Below are 19,373 nucleotides of genomic sequence, written 5' to 3'. Positions count from 1 at the left end.
CCGTCGTGGACTTGACTGTGTGGCGGGCTTTCGTGACCGTGTGCCGGGTCGGATCGCTGTCAGCGGCGGCGGCCGAGCTGAATCACACGCAATCCGCCGTCTCCCGGCAGATCGCCGGGCTGGAGCGGCAGCTCGGCGTGCCTCTAGTGGAGCGCCATGCGCGGGGTGTGCGTCCGACGCCGGCCGGTGAGGTATTCCGGCGCCATGCCCTCGCCACGCTCAACGAGGCCGACCGCACCGTTCGCGCGGTACGAGATGTTTGCAACGGGGTGTGTGATCGGCCCCTGGCCATCGGAGCAACGCCGTCTCTCGCCGCGGGGATCGTTCCTGAGGCTCTCCGGGGCCTGCTGAGGCAGGCCGGACCGGTCCGGTGGAGCCTGCTCCCCGGCCTGAGCGCACAGTTGCACGGCCGCGTGATCGCGGGCGATCTCGACATCGCCGTCGTCACGGACGCTCCGCCGGGGCTGGCCGCCGACCCGCGGGTCGACCGGCGGTTCCTCGGGCTGGACGAGATGGTCGTCGTACTGCCCGCCGGCCATTCGCTGGCCGGGTGCGGACCGGTGCGCATCCAGGCGCTGGCCGACGAGACCTGGGTCGAGGACAACGACGGCTCTGCGGCGCTCCTGCGCCAGCACGCCGCCCGTGCGGGAGTCAACGCCCGCATCGACCTCACCGCGGCCGATCTGCCCGGCAAGCTGGCCCTGGTCGCTACCGGTCATGCCATCGCGCTGATACCCGGGGTGATGACGTGCGCGCTGCGGGCCGACGTCACCACCACGCCCCTCGTCGGGCCCCCCACGCGTGGGATTTACGCGATCACGCCACGCCGCGACCCCCACCCCTGCGCAGTACCTCTGCTGGACCAGCTCACCACAGCTTTCGCCTCGGTCCATCCGGCCCAAGTTGATCACCAGCCGACCGAATCGAACGCCCATGACGCTGCGCCTGGCACTTCACGACGGCACCAGTGAAACGCCCCACGACAGACCCGAACCCGGTAGCAGGGGCCGGAGCCACGAGCCTATTTGCGCGGTCTCCAAGGCAGCTGATCGCCGCGTTGACGTAGCCCCCTTCATCTCGGATTCCCTGCCACCCTCACCCATGCCGACTCCGCCGCGCGGCGCCGCGATGTAGCAGCTCACCAAGTGGCGCGACGACGACAGACCATCCATGACCTGCTGCGCCGATAGCTGCGCTGTGACCGCTGAGCGTTGAGGTCAGCCGCTGGCGAGTACCGGGCCGGCCGGGGCAGAGGGTGTCTGATGAATGTGGGGGCAGGGCGTGGCAGAAGTGGTTGTGAGAATGCGCATCCGGCGCAGGAGATCTCGGGTGGTGCGCTTGATCAGCGTGCTGCGCCAGGTCAGTCCCGGGTGGCGGGACCGTAGGTGTGACAGCGCACGCGTGCCCAGGCCGGTGCTGCGGAAGCGCTCGTCGATGACGATGGCGGTGATGACGCCCTGGGCGCAGTCAGTGCAGATCCGGTACCGGAACTGGCCGACGACCTGGCGGATGTGCACGAGGAGCAGGCATTCGTCGCCCGGGCCGGGGTCGTCCGGGATGTGCGTGGACAGGAAATCGATTGCCCGGTAGGCGAGGACGCGGCGGCGCAGGCGGCCGGTGCGTCGGCCTCGGTGTGAGTGTTTGGCGCCGTCGTGACGGGGCGGCGGTGTCTCGGCTGTGGAGACCTTGGTGATGAGACTGCTGCTGGTGGGCCGCGCATGTAGTCCGTGCATGACGTCTCGTGTGCCCGAACAGCCGACGGATACCCGTTTTCGCGGGCGGGCACCCCGCCCCGGGCACACCTCGGCTTCCAGATTCGCGGCCACGCTCCTGGAGGCAGCATCCCGGCTGCACGACCGAAAAGACCCCGAGGGCGCGCTCGAACAGCGGACCCGGCTCGAACGGGAGCAGGTGGTCAGCGCCTACCTCACGCACTCGCCGGAAGTGGGCGAAGGTCGAACAGATCTCGTCGTCCGGGAGGTCGATCAGCGAGTACCAGGCGACCAGGCCGGCCATCGGACCCATCGCTGAGATCGAGGTCTGTCAAGAACCCAGGTTCGAACCGAAGGTCGGTGTGGTCTCGCCGGGCTACCTCGATCATCCCGGGTGACAGGTCGATCCCACACGCGTCTACGTCAAGCCTGCTCAGATGGGCTGTGATCCGTCCGGTCCCGCATCCCATGTCTGCGACCGGCCCTCCAATCCGTCCTCTTGGGCCGGCCGGCGAAGACGGACAGAAGGTCGGTGGAAGCCCGCGACGGAAGCGGTCGGGGCGGCGCATGTTGCCGCTGACACGGCCGGAGTCGCGTGGAGCGGGTGTCCGGTCGGCGGTACCGAAAGGCGTCAGGTCACCGCCGGTGGCAGCGATGGACTCAGCACCGAGCCGCGGCCCCGTGCCGGGCAGGCTGCGAGCTGTCACGGAGTCCAGCGCGGACGCGGCCGGAACCGTCACCCGGTCCGTGTTCTGCGGGTGCGGGACGACGGCACCGCGGCAGACGTGCCACCGGGCACCTATGCTGCACACAGCATTTCAAGATCATCTGAACGAAACTCATGAGGACATGAACAAGTACACAGTGACGGCCGTCGGCCTCGTCCTTGCGCTCGGGTTGGTCTCAGGCTGCGGTTCCTCAGGCGACTCCGACTCCGCGCCCAGGTCGAAGGACGGCAACTCGGCCGGCCCTGACGGCACGACGCCCAAGGGTCCCGCGTACAGCGGACCCGCGATACCCGGCCTCGCCGCCCGCCCCGCGTGGAGTCTGCCGCCCGCTGACGCCATCGACCTCGGTGGCACCCTTCTGTTCGTCAAGGATGCCCAGGGCACGTACGCCAGCGGTCACGGGTACGCGTGGGAGCCGGTCGACGGCTCGGTGGGAACCCTCCACTTCACCGACGCCCCGGAACCGGCCACCTTGGAGTTCCGGGATGTGAAGACCGGGCAGGTGCGCAAGACCCTGAAGGTGAAGACCGATCGCGTGGCCGCCACGACCTGGCACGACGGTGTCCCGGCGGTCGCAGTGTTCGCCGGTGCCACGACGGAGTCGGACGGTCTGAGCGAGGAGAAGACCACCACCGAGGTCACCGTCTACGGCGGTGACGGCGCCCCACTGGGGAAGGCCACGATCGAGGGCGACGAGTTCGACCTCCACGAGGGGTACATCATCGAACAGGAGGGCGACGAGAGCCTGATGCTCACGCCCGTTGGCGGCGGCGCCGCCCGCAAGGTCACCTGCACCGGACAGCTGGCGAGGTGCACCTTCGACCCGCGCAACAACGAGATCGACGGTGGCCAGGCACACGCGCCCTTGATCACCGGCAAGTACGCCTTCCACGTGGAGAACGCCTCCACCTACGAGGACGAGCCCGAACAACTCGTCATGACGGACCTGGCCACCGGCAAGAAGGCTTGGAGCACCGCGGACGTCACCCCGCCGGCGGGCGTGGAGCTGGACGAGGACGGGAAGCGCACCAGCGGTGCCCTCCGGGTCCTCGACGTGCGCGACGGCCGTGTCCTCACCGCTTGGGGTGCGGGCGCCCTCGCTCCCGACACCTGGGTGACGGCGACGTACGACATCACGAGCGGCAAACAGGTCGGCGGCTCCTCGAAGTACTCGTACGAGGACAGCCCCGCCGACACCGTCAACACCGAGGGCTCCTCCGTCTTCACTCCTGACCACACGCTGGCCGCTGCTCACACGGAACAGGGCACCGCCGTGTGGCAGCCCGCCGACGGCAAGGAGGTCTGGGCGCAGAAGGAGGGCGAGAAGGCGATGAACCCGCTGCGCTTCTCCCCGAACGGCATCCTCTACGGCACCACGACGGACGGCTTCAGCCCGAGCGTGGTCCTCGCAGTCGACGGCCGTACCAAGAAGGTGCTGGCCAAGAGCCTGCCCGAGGAGAACATCCCGCTCTTCTCACAGCAGTCGGGGTACGGCTACATCAGCACGGAGAAGGGCTTCTTCGTCTTCCCGGTCCAGGGCTAGCGGCGCGTCGACCGGCTCGGGTTCTGCCGGCCGGCACAGCGCGGGTGGGCGTCGACGAACAACGCCGTTTCAGTTGTGCCGTCGCCGGTGGGGGCGGTGATGACGACCAGGCCGGGTCCGTTGACGAGGACCGGGAGGCGTTTGGCGAGGTCGGCTTGAAGCGGGCAGGGATCGCTGATGAGCGGGAACATATCGGTGAACGTTTCAGCCAGCTTCCAGGCCGCGGCAGAGGGCTGAGCCTGGGCGAGGGCCTTCGGCGCTGCCCTCCGGGCGCGGGCGGCATGCGCTCTCCAGTCGCGGGGGTCCGGGGAGTGCTTGCGTTGCCAGTGGCGTGCGCACACCCATCCGATCCGGGAGGCGAGCCGGTCCGCCAGGACGATCACCCTGGTGGCGGTGAGGCAGGCGCCGCCGACCGCTCCTGTGCGCGGCTCTTGGTCTTCGGGGCCGGTGAGGGTGCGGGCGTTCAGGGCGTTGCCGTAGGTGCCGTGGTGACCGCCGAGTATCCGACCGATCTGGTGGGCGATCGAGCGCAGTCGGCGGCCGCTTGTCGGGGAGCCCGCATGCATGAGAAGCGCTGGCGCTGTGAGGTGGGAGACGCGCTCGTGCCGGATCGAACCGCGATCGTCCGGCAGAGGGTATGTGGGGTTCCCGAGGAGAGCCTTGGCGCGACCCGTCCAACGACCGAAGCCCACCAGAGCCACCGGTATCGCGTCTAGGCGCTGGAGCGGCTCGACCACCAGACCGAGCCGAAGAGGAGCGCGCCGGGGAGGATGCCGGAGACGGCGGAGACGGCGGAGGCGGGGGCGCCGAGGAAGGCGAGGGTCATGCCGAGTGCACCGCAGGCCGCCATCGAGCCACCGAGGACGCGGAGTGGGGGTCGGCTCCATGCGGTCGCGAGGCCGAAGAAGTGGACGCCGACGACGAAGGCGATCCAGCCGGCGGTGGCGGCGGGCGTGTGGAGGACTTTGTTGATGATGGCGAGGCCGGCGGCTATGCCGACGACTTCGGCTGCGGCGACGCACCAGTAGTACCAGCCGAAGCGCGGCGGGGACGCGGTGGTGGTCTCGGGGACGGGCCGGCGGTTGAAGACCCCGAGGAGCAGGAACGCGACGACGGCGAGGACCCGGAGGGGGATGCCGACGGCGTTCGGAAGGGCACCGGCATTGGCCTGGACGAAGAAGAGCCCGAAGCTCGACCCGATGAGCCTGGTGGCTCGTACTCTGTTCATGATCGCGAAGATAGCGGGACGGTCATCCTCACCCGGACGCACCCTCCACCTGCCTGCCAAGGCCGATCGGCCCGCGTGCTGGGAGGTGAGCGCAGGGTGGTCCGTACGGTGGTGGAGTCCAGGCTGACCAGCGACAAGTCGACCTCGCCCCGCTTCGCGGTTCCCGCGCTCGCACTCTCCGGCAGGGCTTCGAAGACACCCGCGTCCCGGCGCTGCCGGAAGCGGTTGGAGACGGTCGACCGGGCGCCGAACTCCTATGCCCCTCCCGTCGCTGTCCGCCCGTCCGGGACCACCTCATCACGCCCTCGAACTGCTGCCGCAGCCGCTCCGGGTACGGGCCGTACTCGCCGATCGGCAGGTACGACTCGAAGAAGCTTCATCGGAACACCCGATCCTCCCAGGTCGGAGGAGCGCTCCTGCTTTTTGATCACGAACAGACGTCGCACTCTGCTGAAAGCGCGAGGCTAGGGCGTACTGATGAAGGCCCGGCGGTAGGAGCGGGGCGGGACGCCTCGGCGCCGTACGAACTGTTCGCGCAGCACGGCGGCGCTCGCGTAGCCGACCCGGTGGGCGATCTCCTCGACGGGCAGATCCGTGGTTTCCAGGAGTTCCTCGGCTCTGCTCAGCCGCAGGCTGCGCAACCAGGCATGCGGGGTGGTGCCGGTCGCGGCGGTGAAGCGGCGGGCGAAGGAGCGTTTGCTCATCATGGCGCGGCGAGCCAGTTCCGTGACGGGCAGCGGCTCGTGGAGGTGCTCGCGGGCCCAGCCGAGGACCTCGGCGAGCCGCTCGTCGTCGCCGTCCTGGGGGACGGGCGCGGCCAGGTACTGGGCCTGTCCTCCCTCACGGTGGGAGGGCAGCACCATGTCCCGGGCGACGGCGTTGGCCATTGCGGCGCCGTACTCCCGCCTCAGCAGGTGGAGGCAGAGGTCGAAGCCCGCGGCAGCTCCGGCGCCCGTGACGATGCTCCCCTCGTCGACGTAGAGCGCGTCGGGTTCGACGGTGACTTCCGGGTGGCGGTCGGCGAGGAGTTCGGCGAATCGCCAGTGCGTGGTCGCCCGTAGGCCGTCGAGCAGTCCTGCCGCTGCGAGCGCGAACGTGCCGACGCAGTGGGACGCGACCACGGAACCGCGTCGGTGTGCGGTCCTCAGCGCGTCGAGGACGGCGGGGGCGGGCGGGGTGCGGAATCCGGCCCCGGGCAGGGCGATGAGCAGATCGGCGCGGGCGAGCCCGTCCAGTCCGTGCGCGACGGACAGCGGTACGCCGCTGTCCGTGGGCACCGGTCCGGGCCGGTCGGCGCACAGGGTGAAGTCAAAACCGGGCAGCGCCGCTCCGTGGGGACCGAACACTTCGGTGACGATGCCGACGGCCAGCATGCCGACGCCGGGAGGGACGTAGGCGGCGACGGTCGTGAAAGGCGACATGGGCGCAGTGTGACACACGGTTGGCACGAATCCTGCGATAGGAGGCATCAGTGCCACTCGTCGCTCACGGTCGTACTCGGAAGGATGGAGGCCATGACAGACGCACCGGCCGGCCGCAGCGCCGCATACAAGATCCTGACCACCGGCTACGTGGGTTCCACCGGGCCCGGGGTCGCCGCCACGGTCTCCTACATCCACGACGGGGGACGGCATGTGATCTTCGACCCGGGCATGGTGGCGAGCCACGACCACATCCTCGCCCCGCTCGCAGAACTGGGACTGGGACCCGACGACATCACCGATGTGGTGCTCAGCCATCACCACCCGGACAACACCATGAACGTGGGCCTCTTCGGTCGTGCCCGGGTGCACGACCACAAGGTGGAGTACCAGGGCGACAGTTGGACGAACCGGGACGCGGAGGGCTACGAACTGACCCCGTCGCTACGCCTGATCCGCACCCCGGGCCACAGCCCCGAGGACATCACGCTGCTGGCTGGCACCGACTCGGGCGTGGTGGCCTTCGCCGGCGACCTGTGGTGGCACGCGAACGGCCCGGCGGACGACCCGGTGGCCCCCGACCGCGAGGTGCTGCGCGCATCCCGGCAGCGGGTACTGGCCACGGCGGACCTGATCGTGCCCGGCCATGGCGGTCCGTTCAAGGGCGACGACACCACTCCGCGCTGATACTCCGGCCGCGCTTCTCCACTCCTTCTGGTCGAGGCTCCGGGAGGGAGGAGTGCAGCGGTGTGGAGGAGGGTGCGGGACGGTCGGGGCCGGATTCTCCCAACCGCCAGGTGACCGCGCCGCGTGTGATGTGGGTGCTCGCTGTGCACGGTCAACGAGAAACCCCACCCCGCGCGGAAAGTGCTCGCCTAACCCGCCATGGGCGGCTGCGCCTGGAGGAACGGGAGCTGCCGGTGGTCACCTGCTGGCGCACCGGCTCGACACCTCGGCAGGTCGCAGCCGGGTACGGGTGGCGACGGTTGCACGCGGGCGGCGTCAGAAGTGCAGGACGCCGATGTCTCGGACGGTCTGGGCGAGGGCCCGGACGAGTTCGTTCTCTCCGTCTCTGCGCCACACCAGGGCGTAGGGAATCGTCCCCATGTCGGGGACGGGGATGAAGCGGACGTGGGACATGGACCAGTAGCGGGTGACGTGGGAGGGGAAGGGGTGGACGATCTCGCCGGTGCTGACGAGGTGGATCAGTTCGTCGGCGTTGGCGACCTGCTCGACGCGTTCGATCGGCTTTCCCCGGGCCGTGTGGAACGACAGGTAGGCGTCTTCCCAGTAGTCGGGCATGTCGGGTGGCATGGCATGGGCGAAGTCGGCCAGGGCCTCGAACGGGACGGAGCGCCGTTCGGCGAGTTCGTGGCCTGCGGCGACGGCCAGGACGCGGGGGTCGCGGAAGAGGATGGGGCCGACGGTGAGATCGGGCTCGTCGACCGGTAGCCAGGTGAGGAAGACGTCCATGTCGCCCTCGCGCAGCCTGGCGAACGGGTCGAGGTAAGGCGCCCGGCGCAGCTGCAGTTCCCACTGGGGATGACGGGAGCGGAAGGTCTCCCAGTAGGGGTACATGTCGGGCACGTTGAACGGCAGCATGCCGACGCGCAGGCGTGCGGTCTTGCCGCGGGTGGCCATCCGGGCGCGTTCGAGGCTGTCGCGCAGGTCCGCGTAGACCGGCCGCAGGTCGCTGCGGAGCTGCTGGCCGAGCGGGGTCAGGCGGATCTGGCGGCGGTTGGAACGGTCGAACAACAAGCCGCCCAGTCTTCGCTCCTGGCGTCCGATCACCTGGCTGACGCGAGCCTGCGTGAGGTGCAACCGGGCGGCCGCCCTGCCGAAGTGCAGTTCCTCGGCCAACGTCAGAAAGATCTCGATGTCGCGTATTTCCACCTGTGCCGACCCCCGTCATAAGTCCCAGTTATCGGAGCTTACTGATCTTCGACGTTGATGGGCGCGATGGGGAGTTGGAAGATCGACAGCGTCCGGAACCGCCGCGCGGTGGTCCGTGGGCGGTGCGGCGCCCGTACCGGCGACACCGCACCGCCCGGCGGCCCGACTGCGGCCGCCGACAGCGTGCCGGACGGGAGACCAGCCGTCCCGGGGCGCCGGCACACCCGCACACCCAGGAAGGACACCCTCATGGAGCCCATCGTCACCGGTTCGCAGGAGGAGGTGCGCGCCATCGTCACCCTCGTTGCCCAGGTCGAGCACGCCCAGCGAAACGGCCTGCCGGACGCGCTCACGGAGCAGTTCCGCCCGGACGCCTTCTGGACGATGCCCTACGGTGACCCGCTGACCGGCCTGGAGGAGATCAGCGCCCTCGCCCAGAACACCACGGTCATCGACCACGGCGCCCTCGCCGCAAGCTGAGCCCTGCAGACCGGAGTTCCACCATGACCATCGTCGATTCCGCGACGAAGCCCACCGCCTCCGCTGGTGAGAGAACACCCCTCACCAGGTGGCTCGCCGTCGTCGCGATGGCGGTCGGAACGTTCGCGCTAGTGACCGTCGAGTCCCTGCCCGTCGGGCTGCTCCCCTTCATCGGCAGCGCGATGGACGTCTCCGAGGGGACCGCTGGACTGATGGCGACCGTGCCCGGCCTGGTCGCCGCCGCCACGGCGCCGCTGCTCCCGGTGGCGATCCGGCACCTCGACCGGCGGGTCGCCCTGATCGGCCTGATCACCCTCATGGTGCTGGCCGACGGCCTGACAGCACTGGCACCCGACTTCGCCGTCCTGCTGGGTTCGCGCTTCCTCGTCGGCATCAGCATCGGCGGTTTCTGGGCACTCGCCGCAGGCCTCGCCGTGCGGTTGGTGCCGGAGCGGTCCATCCCCCGGGCCATCTCGATCGTCTTCGGTGGCGCGACGGCCGCCAACGTCCTGGGCATACCGGCCGGGACGCTGATCGGCGGGCTCGCGGACTGGCGGACGGCGTTCGTTGCCGCCGGCGCACTGGGCCTCCTCGTGCTGGTGGCCCTGCTCCTCCTGCTGCCTCCCATGCCCGCCCAGCAGGTCGTTCAGCTGCGCACGCTGCCGCAGCAGTTCCGCCACCCCGTGGTACGCGCCGGCGTTCTCGCCACCTTTCTCCTGGTCGGCGGTCACTTCGCCGCCTTCACCTTCGTCAGCCCGATCCTCCAGACCACCTCCGGGGTCGACGAGACGATGATCGGCCCGCTGCTGCTCGGCTTCGGCGTCGCCGGCATTCTCGGCAACTTCCTCGCCGGCGCGGCTGCGGAGCGGAACATCCGCGCGACCATCATCACCATCGGCGCCGTGCTGACCGTCGTCCTCGGGCTCTTCCCCCTCGCCGGCCGCACCCCGGTCAGCGGCGCGCTCCTCCTGCTGGCATGGGGGCTGGCCTTCGGCGGCGTACCGGTCGCCGTCCAGACCTGGATCCTCAAGGCCGCACCCGAATCGACCGAGGCAGCCACCGCCCTGAACACCTCCGTCTACAACCTCGCCATCGCACTCGGCGCCCTCCTCGGTGGAATCGTCGCCACCCACCTCTCCGTCAACGCCGCCCTGACGACCGGGACCCTCTTCACCCTCCTCACCTCCCTCGCCGTATGGAGCGCGCGCAGGAGCTGACCGGCCGACCGGACACGCCCGCGCACCACGCACGCACGCACCCGAACCTCCCAGACCCGAGACCCCGGCGGACCGAACCCCGGGCATCTCGTTCCTCAGACAGGAGTACCGCGAATGCACCTCTCAGCCGACACCACGAGCCGCGTCTGGTTCATCACCGGCGCCAGCCGGGGCCTCGGCCGCGCCTTCGCCGAGGCCGCGCTGACCGCCGGCGACCGCGTCGCGGTCGCCGCCCGCACCACGGCCCCGCTCGACGAACTGGCGACCGCCCACCCCGGGCGGGTGCTGCCCCTCGGGCTGGACGTGACCGACCGCGACGCGGTGTTCGCCGCCGTCGCCGAGGCGGTCGCCCACTTCGGTCGGCTCGACATCGTCGTCAACAACGCCGGAATGCTGTCGATGGGCATGGTCGAGGAGTTCACCGAGACCGAGGCCCGGGCCCAACTGGACACCAACTTCTTCGGCGCCCTCTGGGTCTCCCAGGCCGTCATGCCGGTCCTGCGCGAACAGGGCTCCGGACACCTCGTGCAGGTCTCCAGCATCGCCGCCCTGGGCGGCTTCCCCAGCACCGGTCTCTACAGCGCCAGCAAGTTCGCCCTGGAGGGGCTCAGCGAAGCCCTCGCCGCGGAAGCCGCCGGCTTCGGAGCCAAGGTAAGCATCATTCAGCCCGGCGGCTACTGGACCCACCTCTACACCGCCATGCGCAACACGAGCCCCCTGGAGGCGTACGCGCCGCTGCGGGAGGAGTTGGCCAAGCAGTTCGCCGAGGGCTCGGTCGACAGCGACCCGAAGCTCGCCGCGGCCGCGCTGCTCAAGCTGGTCGACAGTGACGAGCCGCCGCTGCGCCTGCTCCTGGGCAGCATGGTCTACGACCTCGCGTTCGACATCGCCCGCACCCGCATGGACACCTGGGCGGCATGGGAGCACGTCAGCCGCGCCGCAGAACAGGCGATCGCCGCTCCCGCCACCACGGTCGAGGAGGCGGGGACCGGCCTTCAGCAGGAGACGCGATGACCCGACGACCCGCAGGCACCGGCCGAACCGGACCACCGGGGGTGCCCGGCCGTCGGCACCGGGCCGGCACGCGCACCGCCGGGAGGGCCGGTCGCCCGGCCGGGCCCGAACGGGACAAGGCAGACCGATCGTTCCACTTCCGAGGAGTTGCGGCATTGACGTTCCGTACCACGGCCGAGGTCATCCACTGCTTCAACCGCGCCTTCATCGACCATGACGCCTCCACGCTCGCCGACCTGATCGCCGACGACTGCGTGATGGAGGCGAAGGAGCCGGCCCCCGACGGGACCCGCTATGAAGGCCGCACCGAGTGCCTGGAGTTCTGCCGGACACTCGCCGAGGACCGCACGATCCAGTTCGAGCCGGAGAGCGTCGTCATCACCGGTGAACGGGCGACGGTCCGCTGGCGGTGCCACTTCCGCGACGGACCCACCGACTCGGTCCGCGGCGTGAGCCTCACGCTGGTACGGGACGGGTTGATCGTCGAGTCCCTCGGCTACGGCAAGACCACGGGCGACGCCCCGCCGGCCAAGGCCGGAATCCAAAGAAAGCAAGGGAAATCCTGACATGCGTGCGTTGTTGATGGCGTACGGGTCGCGCGGGGACGTCGAGCCGATGCTCGGGCTCGGGGCGGAACTGCGGGCACTCGGCGCGGAGGTGCAGATGTGCGCCCCGCCGGACTTCGCGGAGCTGCTGGACCGTGCCGGCATCCCGCTGGTGCCGCTCGGCCAGTCGTTGCGCGCGATGGCGACCAGGGCGGTGACCGGGACGGGGAAGCCGCTGCCGGCGGAGAGCCTGTCCGAGCGTGCGGCCCGGATGCTCGCCGCGACGTACGACTCGGTCGCCGCGGTGGCCGAGGGATGCGACGTCGTGGTGGCGACCGGCTTGATCCCGGCCGCGGCCGCCGCGCGGGCGGTGGCCGACGAGCTGGGCGTCCCCTACGTGTTCGTCGCCTACTTCCCGACCTACCTGCCGTCGCCGCACCACCCGCCGCTCGCGTGGCCGGGCCGGCCGCTCCCGCCGGAGGTGACCGACAACCGGGTGCTGTGGGACCTGAACACCGAGCACATGAACGCGCTGTTCGGCGAGGCGGTCAACACCCACCGGGCCGCGATCGGTCTGCCCCCGGTGGAGAACGTCCGCGATCACGTCTTCACCGACCGCCCATGGCTGGCGGCCGACCCGGCCCTGAGCCCGTGGCCGCAGCCGGTCGACCTCGACGTGGTGCAGACCGGCGCGTGGATCCGGCCGGACGAACGCCCGCTCCCGGCCGCTCTGGAGGCGTTCCTGGACGCCGGCGAACCCCCGGTGTACGTGGGCTTCGGCAGCATGCCCGTCCGCGACGCGCAGAGCGTCTCCCGGGCCGCCGTCGAGGCGGTCCGCGCGCAGGGCCGCCGCGTCCTCCTCTCCCGCGGCTGGGCCGACCTGGCCCTGACCGACGACCGGGACGACTGCTTCGCCGTCGGCGAGGTCAACCAGCAGGTGCTGTTCACCCGCGTGGCCGCCGTCGTGCACCACGGCGGCGCGGGCACCACGACGACGGCTGCCCGGGCCGGCGCGCCCCAGGTGGTGGCAGCCCAGATGGCGGACCAGCCGTACTGGGCCGGCCGGGTGGCCGAGCTGGGCATCGGCGCGGCGCATGACGGTCCGACCCTGACCTACGAGTCCCTGTCGGCCGCACTCGAGACGGCCCTGACCCCCGGCACCCGCGCACGAGCGGCCGCCGTGGCTGCCACGATCCGCACCGACGGGGCGACGGCGGCCGCGAAGCTGCTGTTCGACACGGTCGGCGGAGAGAGGCCGCCCGCGTCCGTGCCTCACCCCGCACTCGAGGAGAGGGTATGAAGGTGAAGGATCGCCGGGTGCCCGGCGAGCGGAACCTGATCGCCGGGATGCTGGTGGACGCGGTGGGCACGGGTATGTACGTGCCGTTCAGCCTGGTCTTCTTCCAGCGGATCACCGGACTGCCACTGCCGACGATCGGCACCGTCCTGACCGCTGCCGGGCTGCTGGGGATGGGGGCCATGCCGGTCGGCGGCTGGGCCGTCGACCGGTTCGGTGCCCGGCGGGTGCGGCTGGCCCTGTATCTGCTCCGTGGCCTCGGCTTCCTGGCCTTCCCGCTCGGTACCACCCTGCCGGTCTTCGCCCTGGTCGCCGCCCTCACCGCGGCCGGCGCCCAGGCGTTCCCCGCGACCCAGCAGGCCCTGATCGGCGAACTCGCCCAGGGGGAGCACCGGGACCGGCTGATGGCACTCGCCCGGAGCGTGAACAACGCCGGCCTCGGCGCCGGCGGCCTGCTCGCCGCCGGATTGGTCCAACTCGGAGGTGACCGCGGCTTCCTGGCGGTCGCCTGGCTGAACGCGGCCACCTTCTTCGTCGCGGCACTGTTCGCGCTGCGCATCAGGCCCCCCCACCCGGTCCGCCCCGCGACCGGCCGGCAGCGGGCCGGCTATCGCGCGGTGCTGCGCGACAGCCCGTACGCCGGGCTCACCCTGGCCAACTTCCTGATCGCCCTGGGCTATTCGGCGCTCAGCGTGCTGCTGCCGGTGTACGCCGTGAGCCAGTTCGACCTGCCCGCCTCGGTGGCCGGTCCGCTGTTCGCGGTCAACACCGCGCTCTGCGCCTTCGCCGGCGTGCCGGTCGGCAGGCTCGGCCGGCGCTTCGCCCGGCGTACCCGGGTGGCCGCGGTCGGCGCCCTGGTCTTCGCCACCGCGTTCCTCGGCTACGCCCTGCTGGGCGGTATGCCACGCCAGGGCGTGATGGCCGGCCTGGTCGGGCTGCTGGTCCTGTACACGATCGGCGAACTGGTGCACAGCCCGAGCGCGGGCGCACTCTCGGTGAGCGCCGCTCCCGCCGAGGCGCGCGGCCGCTACCTGGCCACCTACCAGCTGTCCTGGGCGCTGTCCCAGACCCTGGCGCCGTCACTGTTCACCGGGCTGCTGGCGGTCGACGGCCGGCTGCCCTGGCTGGTGCTGGCGGCGAGCTCGACGGCGGGGGCCGGCATGCTGCTCGCCCTGGAGCGGCGCCTGCCGGCCGAGGCCGTGTACACGACGACGGCGGCGGCCGTGCCGCCCGAACACCGAGAGGCCACCGAGTCGAGAACAATGATCCGGGGAGGCGCCGGCTAGTGTCCCGGCGTTCTGCTGTCCGGCCTGGTCGGACTCTGGTCAGCCCGGTCAGCCCGGTCAGCGAGGTCATCCCGCTCACCGGAAGACAGGAACGGGGCATCGGCACCGTGCTGTTGAGCGCACCGTGGACCGGGGGGCACCGCCGTCGGACCGATGACATCGTCAGCCATGCTCACTGAAGGAGGGGACAGCACCACATGACCGACGCGGTCCGGGCAAGCGCCGCCGATCGGGGACCCGCCGGTCTCAGCGGCCGGCAACACGAACGGGAAGTGTTCGACGGGCTCTTGAGGGGAGTCCGGGAGAGCCGGGGCGGCGCCGTGGTGCTCCTCGGCGAGGCAGGAGCGGGCAAGACGGCACTGCTCGACCGATGCGCCTCCGCGGCGGCAGCCGGAGCCCGGCTGTTGCGGTGTACTGGTGTCCAGTCGGAAGCCTCGCTGCCGTACGCCGGTCTGCAGGTGCTCCTCCGGGGAACCCTGGACCGGGTCAGGAGCCTGCCAGAGCGTCAGTTGACGGCGCTGCGCGGGGCGATCACGCCGGACGACGTGCCCGCCGGGGACCGCTTCCTGGTCGGGGCCGCGACGCTGGGCCTGCTCGACGAGCTGGCCGAGGAACGTCCGGTCGTGGTCCTGGTGGACGACGCGCACTGGCTGGACCTGGAGACCTTGGATGCTCTGCTGTTCGCGGCCCGCCGGCTCGGCAGGGGGCGGGTGGCCATGGTGATCGCAGCGCATGAGGATGCGGCAGCCTTCGACGGCGCGCAGGGCCTGCCGATGCTGCACCTCGGGCCGCTGACCGACGAGGAGGGGACGGCGCTGCTGGCGGCCCGGGCGCCCGAGCTGCATGCCGACGTGAGCAGCCGCATCCTCGGGCTCGCGCAGGGTAATCCGCTGGCCATGGTGGAGCTCGTGGGGGCTCTGACGGCGGCCCAGCGCGACGGGAGCGAGCCGCTGGACGCCCGGGAGATCGCCGTGTTGCCGGCCTCGTGGCGGGTGCGGCGGATCTTCGACGAGCGGATTCGAGCGCTGCTCGCGCCGACCCGTCTGCTGCTGACGGTCGCCGCGGCGGACGACACCGGCGACGTGGCGCTGCTGGTGGCGGCGGGGGAACGGGTGGGCGCGGCCGCCGGCGATCTCGGGCCGGCGGAGGCGGCGGGCCTGGTGAGAGTGTCCGGACGCCGGCTGGTGTTCCGGCATCCGCTGGCACGCGCCGCCGCATATCAGGGTGCGGTGCTGGCCGAACGGACGGCCGCGCACCGGGCGCTCGCGGAGGCGGCATCGGCCGCCGACGACATGGGCCGCCGGGCCTGGCATCTGGCCGCGGCGACCGTCGGGTACGACGACGAGGTCGCCGCCGAACTGGAGCGCAGCGCCGAACTGTTCCGCTCGCGGGGCGGCCGGGCGGCGGTCGCCGCCGCCTATCGGCGGGCCGCCCGGCTGACCGAGGACCAGGAAGCCCGGTCGCTGCGGCTGGCCGCCGCGGCCGCCGCAGCAGCCGAGGCAGGACAGGTGGAACTGGCGGGGATGCTCGCCGACGAGGCGGGGCCGGTGAGCAGTCCACCGGCGGTCGCCCGGCTTGCCAGCGTCCGGGCAGCACTCGAACACGAGCAGGGCCGCGCGGAGTCGGCGCGGCTGCTGCTCGTCGAGGCGACTTGCGAGGTGACGGCGCACCGTCCCGCCATGGGGGCGTCGCTGCTGTTCGAGTCCACCGCGATGGCCTGGGAGGCGCCGGACCCGATCGCGGCGGCCCGGCACACCCGCGCGCAGGTGGCCGGTCTCGACTTCGGTGAGCATCCCGTGCACCGGGGTGCGGCCGGGGTTCTCGACATGCTGGCGGGTGATCTGGTGGACGGGGCGGCGGCGGTACGGGAGTTCGCCGACCACGTCGTGCGGACCCGGCATGAGCGCAGCCTGACTGATCAGGTGCGGCTGCACGGCTGGGACGTGCTGCTCGGCGAGTACCGCACGGTGCACGACGAGGCCGTGGCCCTGGAGCGGGAGTGCCGGGTGGAGGGTGCCGTCGGGGTGCTGCCGCGGGTGCTGCTACGGCTGGCGCGGCTGCGGCTGTTCCTGGGGCGGCACCGGGACGCGTACACGACGGCGGTCGAGGGCCTGGAGATCGCCTGCGACACCGGTCAGCGCCATCTCGCCACGATGTTCAGCGGCGTTCTGGCGGTACTGGCCGCACTCGACGGGAAGGAGCCGGGCGCCACGGAGGGACCGGACGGAACTGACGGCCCGGAGGGCGGGGACCTGCTCGGCCGCGGCTCCGCCGGACAGCCGGGACAGGACCTGTGCCCCGATGTCGTACCGTCCCCGTTCTGGCTGACCAGGGCACACGGTCTGCTCGACCTCGGGCTCGGCCGCTACGACCGGGCGCTGCAACATTTCGCTGCCCTGACAGGGGGCCCGCACCGGCACCTCATGGTTTCCGTACACAGCCTGCCCGACCAGGTGGAGGCCGCCATGCGCACGGAGCGGGCCGCCGAGGCCGGGCCGGCCGCCGAGAGTTTCGCGCGGTGGACCGGGGCCACCGGAACCGCGTGGGCGAGGGCGGTGGAGCTGCGCTGTCGCGCCCTGCTCACCGCCGACGCCGCAACTGCGGAGGAGTTCTACGAGCGGGCGCTCGCCGCCCACGAAGGGGACGGCCGCCCGTTCGAGGAGGCGCGCACCCGGTTGCTGTACGGGGAGTGGCTGCGCCGGGCGAAGCGGCGGGCTGACGCCCGGGAGGAGCTGACCGTGGCGTTGAAGACGTTCGAGCGGATGCCGGCCGCCGCGTGGGCGAATCGGGCCCGCGCGGAGTTGCGGGCCGTCGGTGTCGCCCCGGCCGCGTCAGTGGCGGGGGTGGCTCTCGTGGACCGGCTGACCGTGCAGGAGCTGCGAGTGGTACGGCTCGCGGCAACTGGCCTGAGCAACCGGGACATCGGCGCGCGCCTGTTCCTGAGCCCGCGCACGGTCGGCTATCACCTGTCCAACGCCTACCCGAAGCTCGGCGTGACATCGCGGGCCGCCCTGGGAGCGCTCGACCTGGGCTGACCTCCACCCGGTCCCGCCTCCGGCGTCACCTCCTCGCCGTCGGTCTGGTCGGCCCGGTCAGCCCTACGGCGCCCCCCTTTGCGGCTGAACGCCGGTACGCACCCCGGTCGTTCGACGGATCCGCGAGTGCGGGCGCGGTTCCTACGGTTCTCCTGTTCGAAGAACGTCTGCTTGGAGGGTTCATGAGGGTTCTGGTGCTCGGTGCCACCGGTTACATCGGCTCCGCGGTGGTGTCCCGTCTGACGCTGGAGGGCCACGACGTGGTGCCCCTGGTCAAGGACGCGGCCGCGCTCCATCCGGACGTGCCGGTGCGGGTCGGCGATCTGACCGACCCGGCATCGCTGCGCGCGGCGGTGACGGACGACGTGGACGCGGTGGTGAACCTGGCCACCCCGACCGGCGACGAAGCGGTGGACACCGCCGCCCTCGAGGCTCTGCTCGCACCGTTGCGCGGCACGAACCGGGCGTTCGTCTACACCAGTGGCGTGTGGGTGCTCGGTGCCACCGGCGACACCCCGCTGACCGAGGACGCGCCGACCGACGCCATCGCCATCGTCGGCTACCGTCCGCGGATCGAGCAGCGCGTGCTGGCCGCCGCCGGGGACGACGTGCGCGCCGTCGTCGTGCGGCCCGGCATCGTGTACGGCCGCGGGGGCGGTATCCCCGGTCTGATGACCGACTGGGCACGCGAGCACGGCACCGGCCGGTACGTCGGCTCGGCCGCGGTCCGCTGGCCCATGGTGCACGTGGACGACCTCGCCGAACTCTTCGTGCTGGCGGTGACCAAGGGCGATGCGGGCAGCGTGCTGCACGGCGTGGCGCACGAAGCGGTGCCGGTCGCGGCACTCGCCGCAGCCGCCGACATCGCCGCGGGCGGCACGGGCCGAGTCGAGCCCTGGCCGGTGGAGCAGGCCGCCGAGGCCCTGGGCGGCCCGTTCGCCGAGGCCCTCGGCCTGAACCAGGTGGTGTCGGGACGGCGCGCCGTCGAGGAACTGGGCTGGCGGCCGAGCCGTCCGTACGTCCTCACCGAACTCGCCGGAGGCAGCCGTGGCTGACACCACCGCCCCGGCACGTCCGATCTGCCGCACCTGCGGCACCCAGTACGCCGCCGCGCGTCCGGACTGTCCGGTCTGCTTGGACGAACGGCAGTACGTGGGCCGGGACGGCCAGCAGTGGACGACACTGGCAGGCTTGCGGGAGGAAGGCCACAGTGGCCGCTTCGAGGAGCAGGGGCCCGATGTGCTCGGCGTGGGGGTCACCCCGGAGTTCGCCATCGGCCAGCGGGCCCTGCTGCTGCGCACCGCCGCCGGGAACGTGCTGTGGGACTGCGTGCCGTACCTGGACGACGCGATGGTGCGCGCCGTCGAGGAGCTCGGCGGCATCGACCACATCGCGATCAGCCACCCGCACTTCTACTCCGCGATGGTGGAGTGGGCGCACGCCTTCGACGCGCCGGTCCATCTCCACGACGCCGACCGGCAGTGGGTGAGCCGGCCGGACCCGGCCGTGCGGTTCTGGAGCGGGCGCACACTCCAGCTCACCGACGAGGTGACCCTGATCAACCCGGGCGTGCACTTCCCGGGCAGCGCGGTGCTGCACTGGAGCGCCGGCGACGGGGCGCTGTTCACCGGCGACGTCGTCAACGTCTGCCCGGACAGCCGCTGGGTGACCCTCATGCACAGCTATGCCAACCACATCCCGGAGCGCCCGCAGGCGGTCCGCGCGGCGGCCGACCTGCTCGCCGGCTACCGTTTCGAGCGGATCTACGGCGCCTGGTGGGACCGGGTCGTCACCTGCCACGGCAACGAAGTCCTCGCCCGGTCCGTCGAGCGCTACCTCCGCTTCGAGGAGGGCACCGTTCCGGGCGACTGACACATCCCACCGCACAACTGCCCCGTCATCAGGACGCAGGAGCACGCGGGGAGTCCTGCGATCCGGTGCCGGCCTGGCGGGCGGTGTCGGCGGCCACTGCCG

17 protein-coding genes and 3 pseudogenes are annotated in these 19,373 nt (G+C 71.5%); 12 read left to right on the top strand and 8 right to left on the bottom strand.

Going from position 1 to position 19,373, the window contains the following annotated elements:
• The first annotated feature begins 5 nt into the window (after window positions 1–5).
• The gene (locus tag GT045_RS01175; RefSeq protein ID WP_161333020.1) at window positions 6–971 is read left to right on the top strand and encodes a LysR family transcriptional regulator; all 966 of its coding nucleotides are present in this window, start codon (window positions 6–8) and stop codon (window positions 969–971) included.
• Between the two features lie 246 nt (window positions 972–1,217).
• On the opposite strand, the gene GT045_RS39345 is transcribed toward GT045_RS01175, so the two are convergent.
• The 3 genes and pseudogenes from GT045_RS39345 to GT045_RS39340 all read right to left on the bottom strand — a co-directional run.
• Entirely contained in the window at window positions 1,218–1,826 is a 609-nt protein-coding gene (locus GT045_RS39345) for a hypothetical protein (RefSeq protein ID WP_345942516.1), read from the bottom strand.
• A 106-nt stretch (window positions 1,827–1,932) separates the two neighbouring features.
• Window positions 1,933–2,200: pseudogene (locus GT045_RS01165) on the bottom strand (class I SAM-dependent methyltransferase); the annotation flags it as partial.
• Window positions 2,201–2,248: 48 nt separating this feature from the next.
• Window positions 2,249–2,407, bottom strand: a pseudogene (locus tag GT045_RS39340) (IS110 family transposase); the annotation flags it as partial.
• A 154-nt stretch (window positions 2,408–2,561) separates the two neighbouring features.
• Here GT045_RS39340 and GT045_RS01160 point away from each other — a divergent pair.
• Entirely contained in the window at window positions 2,562–3,983 is a 1,422-nt protein-coding gene (locus GT045_RS01160) for a PQQ-binding-like beta-propeller repeat protein (RefSeq protein WP_161333007.1), read from the top strand.
• Here the strand turns inward: GT045_RS01160 and GT045_RS01155 are convergent.
• The 4 genes and pseudogenes from GT045_RS01155 to GT045_RS01145 all read right to left on the bottom strand — a co-directional run bounded on the left by GT045_RS01155 (window position 3,980) and on the right by GT045_RS01145 (window position 6,632).
• The gene (locus GT045_RS01155) at window positions 3,980–4,549 is read right to left on the bottom strand and encodes a hypothetical protein (RefSeq protein WP_161333006.1); all 570 of its coding nucleotides are present in this window, start codon (window positions 4,547–4,549) and stop codon (window positions 3,980–3,982) included. The two genes, GT045_RS01160 and GT045_RS01155, sit on opposite strands and share 4 nt — an antisense overlap.
• A 146-nt stretch (window positions 4,550–4,695) precedes the next feature.
• Window positions 4,696–5,211, bottom strand: coding sequence for a hypothetical protein (locus tag GT045_RS01150; protein WP_161333005.1), 516 nt, complete (start codon window positions 5,209–5,211; stop codon window positions 4,696–4,698).
• Window positions 5,212–5,312: 101 nt separating this feature from the next.
• Window positions 5,313–5,569: pseudogene (locus tag GT045_RS39335) on the bottom strand (hypothetical protein); the annotation flags it as partial.
• 106 nt (window positions 5,570–5,675) lie between these two features.
• Window positions 5,676–6,632 carry a helix-turn-helix domain-containing protein gene (locus GT045_RS01145; protein WP_161333004.1) on the bottom strand — a complete coding sequence of 319 codons (957 nt, stop codon included), beginning with the start codon at window positions 6,630–6,632 and terminating at the stop codon, window positions 5,676–5,678.
• A 93-nt stretch (window positions 6,633–6,725) separates the two neighbouring features.
• Between GT045_RS01145 and GT045_RS01140 the strand changes: the two genes are divergently transcribed.
• Window positions 6,726–7,319 (top strand): MBL fold metallo-hydrolase, encoded by a 594-nt coding sequence (locus GT045_RS01140; RefSeq protein ID WP_161286952.1) that lies wholly within the window; start codon window positions 6,726–6,728, stop codon window positions 7,317–7,319.
• Window positions 7,320–7,634: 315 nt separating this feature from the next.
• Here GT045_RS01140 and GT045_RS01135 read toward each other — a convergent pair whose 3' ends face one another.
• Complete coding sequence (locus tag GT045_RS01135; protein WP_161333003.1) at window positions 7,635–8,525, bottom strand: LysR family transcriptional regulator; 891 nt, start codon at window positions 8,523–8,525, stop codon at window positions 7,635–7,637.
• Between the two features lie 249 nt (window positions 8,526–8,774).
• Here GT045_RS01135 and GT045_RS01130 point away from each other — a divergent pair, with 249 nt between their 5' ends.
• The 9 genes from GT045_RS01130 to GT045_RS01090 all read left to right on the top strand — a co-directional run bounded on the left by GT045_RS01130 (window position 8,775) and on the right by GT045_RS01090 (window position 19,271).
• Window positions 8,775–9,005, top strand: a complete 231-nt coding sequence (locus GT045_RS01130) for a hypothetical protein (protein WP_161333002.1) — start codon at window positions 8,775–8,777, stop codon at window positions 9,003–9,005.
• Window positions 9,006–9,028: 23 nt separating this feature from the next.
• Window positions 9,029–10,222 (top strand): MFS transporter, encoded by a 1,194-nt coding sequence (locus GT045_RS01125; RefSeq protein WP_161333001.1) that lies wholly within the window; start codon window positions 9,029–9,031, stop codon window positions 10,220–10,222.
• Between the two features lie 114 nt (window positions 10,223–10,336).
• Window positions 10,337–11,236: an SDR family NAD(P)-dependent oxidoreductase gene (locus GT045_RS01120; protein WP_161333000.1), complete on the top strand. Its 900-nt coding sequence runs from the start codon at window positions 10,337–10,339 to the stop codon at window positions 11,234–11,236.
• Between the two features lie 155 nt (window positions 11,237–11,391).
• Window positions 11,392–11,802 (top strand): nuclear transport factor 2 family protein, encoded by a 411-nt coding sequence (locus GT045_RS01115; protein ID WP_237538257.1) that lies wholly within the window; start codon window positions 11,392–11,394, stop codon window positions 11,800–11,802.
• Window position 11,803: 1 nt separating this feature from the next.
• Window positions 11,804–13,081, top strand: a complete 1,278-nt coding sequence (locus GT045_RS01110; protein WP_161332998.1) for a glycosyltransferase — start codon at window positions 11,804–11,806, stop codon at window positions 13,079–13,081.
• Entirely contained in the window at window positions 13,078–14,364 is a 1,287-nt protein-coding gene (locus GT045_RS01105) for an MFS transporter (RefSeq protein ID WP_202526797.1), read from the top strand. Before GT045_RS01110 ends, GT045_RS01105 begins: the two co-directional genes overlap by 4 nt.
• Before the next feature lie 197 nt (window positions 14,365–14,561).
• Window positions 14,562–17,399, top strand: coding sequence for a LuxR family transcriptional regulator (locus tag GT045_RS01100; RefSeq protein ID WP_161332997.1), 2,838 nt, complete (start codon window positions 14,562–14,564; stop codon window positions 17,397–17,399).
• A gap of 182 nt (window positions 17,400–17,581) precedes the next feature.
• Window positions 17,582–18,454, top strand: a complete 873-nt coding sequence (locus GT045_RS01095) for an NAD-dependent epimerase/dehydratase family protein (RefSeq protein ID WP_161332996.1) — start codon at window positions 17,582–17,584, stop codon at window positions 18,452–18,454.
• The gene (locus GT045_RS01090; RefSeq protein ID WP_161332995.1) at window positions 18,447–19,271 is read left to right on the top strand and encodes an MBL fold metallo-hydrolase; all 825 of its coding nucleotides are present in this window, start codon (window positions 18,447–18,449) and stop codon (window positions 19,269–19,271) included. Before GT045_RS01095 ends, GT045_RS01090 begins: the two co-directional genes overlap by 8 nt.
• Window positions 19,272–19,373 lie beyond the last annotated feature (102 nt).

Origin of the sequence: Streptomyces sp. SID486, from assembly GCF_009865385.1 — a bacterium.
Classification (GTDB): domain Bacteria; phylum Actinomycetota; class Actinomycetes; order Streptomycetales; family Streptomycetaceae; genus Streptomyces.
This window is presented reverse-complemented; position numbering and strand designations above follow the sequence as displayed.

Excerpts from the sequence above, each read along its gene's own strand:
- GT045_RS01140 (WP_161286952.1), top strand. The coding sequence starts at position 6,726 with ATGACAGACGCACCGGCCGGCCGCAGCGCCGCATACAAGATCCTGACC.
- GT045_RS01100 (WP_161332997.1), top strand. The coding sequence starts at position 14,562 with ATGACCGACGCGGTCCGGGCAAGCGCCGCCGATCGGGGACCCGCCGGT.
- GT045_RS01105 (WP_202526797.1), top strand. The coding sequence starts at position 13,078 with ATGAAGGTGAAGGATCGCCGGGTGCCCGGCGAGCGGAACCTGATCGCC.
- GT045_RS01125 (WP_161333001.1), top strand. The coding sequence starts at position 9,029 with ATGACCATCGTCGATTCCGCGACGAAGCCCACCGCCTCCGCTGGTGAG.
- GT045_RS01110 (WP_161332998.1), top strand. The coding sequence starts at position 11,804 with ATGCGTGCGTTGTTGATGGCGTACGGGTCGCGCGGGGACGTCGAGCCG.
- GT045_RS01095 (WP_161332996.1), top strand. The coding sequence starts at position 17,582 with ATGAGGGTTCTGGTGCTCGGTGCCACCGGTTACATCGGCTCCGCGGTG.
- GT045_RS01130 (WP_161333002.1), top strand. The coding sequence starts at position 8,775 with ATGGAGCCCATCGTCACCGGTTCGCAGGAGGAGGTGCGCGCCATCGTC.
- GT045_RS01120 (WP_161333000.1), top strand. The coding sequence starts at position 10,337 with ATGCACCTCTCAGCCGACACCACGAGCCGCGTCTGGTTCATCACCGGC.
- GT045_RS01155 (WP_161333006.1), bottom strand. The coding sequence starts at position 4,549 with ATGCATGCGGGCTCCCCGACAAGCGGCCGCCGACTGCGCTCGATCGCC.
- GT045_RS01160 (WP_161333007.1), top strand. The coding sequence starts at position 2,562 with ATGAACAAGTACACAGTGACGGCCGTCGGCCTCGTCCTTGCGCTCGGG.
- GT045_RS01145 (WP_161333004.1), bottom strand. The coding sequence starts at position 6,632 with ATGTCGCCTTTCACGACCGTCGCCGCCTACGTCCCTCCCGGCGTCGGC.
- GT045_RS01150 (WP_161333005.1), bottom strand. The coding sequence starts at position 5,211 with ATGAACAGAGTACGAGCCACCAGGCTCATCGGGTCGAGCTTCGGGCTC.